This is a genomic window from Shigella sp. FC1967 (genome assembly GCF_001743005.1).
GTDB lineage: Bacteria > Pseudomonadota > Gammaproteobacteria > Enterobacterales > Enterobacteriaceae > Proteus.
Map to the genome: position 1 here is coordinate 1 of NZ_MIIZ01000893.1, position 2,153 is coordinate 2,153.

Annotated in this window: 2 protein-coding genes; both read left to right on the forward strand. The window is 43.2% G+C overall.

Annotation, left to right across the window (positions count from 1 at the left end; all coding sequences use genetic code 11):
* On the forward strand, positions 1 to 1,067 hold a 1,067-nt coding region (locus tag BHE89_RS15450), incomplete at its 5' end, for a virulence factor SrfC family protein (protein ID WP_216081015.1).
* Between the two features lie 3 nt (positions 1,068 to 1,070).
* Positions 1,071 to 2,066, forward strand: a complete 996-nt coding sequence (locus tag BHE89_RS15455; RefSeq protein ID WP_069369500.1) for a hypothetical protein — start codon at positions 1,071 to 1,073, stop codon at positions 2,064 to 2,066.
* Positions 2,067 to 2,153 lie beyond the last annotated feature (87 nt).

The window sequence follows — 2,153 nt, forward strand, 5'->3', positions numbered from 1 at the left end:
AAACTGTCCAACGCTATATTCGTGAGCCAGACCAAGCATGGGAGGCGATGTTGTCGCTTAACGATGGGGGGATGCAACGCCTTGCAGACTACCTTGAAACCGTTGCATTAAAATCACTAAAACTTGAACGTATTAGCGAGCAATTGCAAGAAATTCAACGTGATTTAATTGGTCATCATCTTGAAAAATGGTATCAATCCGGTGGTGAAGAAGAGCTTCAAGTCAAACGTCGTAATGCAGCCACTATCTTACGCTTTATGCAAAGTCGCCCTTATCTACAAGGTGCCTTGCTAGATTATCTTCTGCCTTCGCGTAAATCACTCTACGACCTGTATATGCAAGAAAAAGAGATTGTTGATTCGCTTTCAGATAACAAAAAAGCGACTCAAGCCCCAGTTTCTGCTTTTGCAGCTATGGAGCAACCCACTTTCGATCTCTTTAGCGATGCGCCAATTTCTCTGGTCTCAGAAGAAGATGAAGCCCCTAAAGGTCACGGTAATGAGGTTACCTACCCTAAAAAAGTGATGGCATTATGGATAAACCATCTGCGCAGCCTGCCAGATAACGGTACGTTGTTAACCTATTTAGGCATTGATCAAGAAATTATGGTGCTGTTAGTTGATGAGCTTATCACGGCGATTAACCGCCTTGGTGTTGAACAACGTATGTTGAAAACCCTTGCAGGCACCGAAGCCATCGCTCGACGCGATGACTTAGCCGAACAGCAATCATCTCGCGTATATAATGTACTGGGCGACTTTATTACTTGGTTTAATTTCAAAGATAACGGGGTTGAAAAGCCAGATAGCAAAATCAATGTTGGTCATAAAATCTTTGAAAGACCCGATAACACGAGTGTGCAATGGGCTGATGATGAGCGTTTAGTTCGCTTACCGACCAACCCCGTTAACTATACTCTTTTATTTGTGATTGATTGGCTTATCGCTTTATCAGCGATTATTACCGAGAATGCGGGGCATTCTGCGGGAAGAGAGATCAGTGCTGAACAAAATGCACTGTTAGGTCAAATCATTCAAACCATGAAATCATCCATCGTGGAGTCATAATTCGTGTTTAATCCAGAATTAAAACCCGTACAACCTGCTCGACCTGGCTTTGCGGTATTAAGCATTCGAAATTGGGAAGGTGACGCTTCCCCTGTTTATTTAAGCATTCAGCGTAATCAAGATCGCTATTTCTTAAATGATAAAGGGGAATGGGTAGGTAATGCCTTTTTCCACCAGCTGTCACTTGAAGATGCTGAGGACGGCTATCAAATCGTTCTTGATAAAACGTTGGTCGATCCCCTCGTTAGCAACTTACAAATGGCGTATCAATTTACGTTAAAAGACGATAACGAAACACAAGATATCGGACGATTGCGTATTCGTGATGGTGTCTTAGCCTCACAAGCACAAGGTCAAAGTGAAGCATTAAAATCAACGGCAACGTTAGATACTCAAGCCGTTCCACCCACTCCCATTGTCGAAACTTCACCAGAGCCTGAATCAATCAAAGAGCCTGAGCCAATTATTCCTGAAATGAAGGTGGATGAACCGCCACAACGACCAACACCACCTGCACCGAAAAAATCAAAAATTGGCTTAATTTTAGCGATTATCCTGATTTTAATTTTAGCGGGTATCTTAACGTGGTTCTTCTTACTAAGAGGCAATCCAGCAGGCGAACCTGCACCACAACCGACACCAGAACCGGCAACAACCAGTGTGTGCAGTGTTGAAAACATGAAATCAGGTACCGCATTAGCCTTTGTACAAAGTTGTATACAGAGCCAACCAGATAGCAAGACTATCCTTGCAACGATCTCACTCGCAAAACAGAACAATCAATGTGATGTGGCTCAGCGTTTATATGCTTATAAAGCACAATCAGGTGATGTTGATATCGCACTGAATTACGCTCGTGAATACGATCCAGAAACGGCATCAGCACAAGGCTGCTTTAGTGCCGACAAAGAAACCGCCATTTATTGGTACGAAGCGGTTCTTAATTATGACTCACAAAACAGTGACGCCAAAGCGCGTCTTGAAGCTTTGAAAAAATAGGAAAGTCGCATGAAAAAGGCGCATTGGCTTACTCTTATTCTCAGCGGTTTAATTCTCACAGCGCCAGCCAGTGCTGAAGAGAAAAAA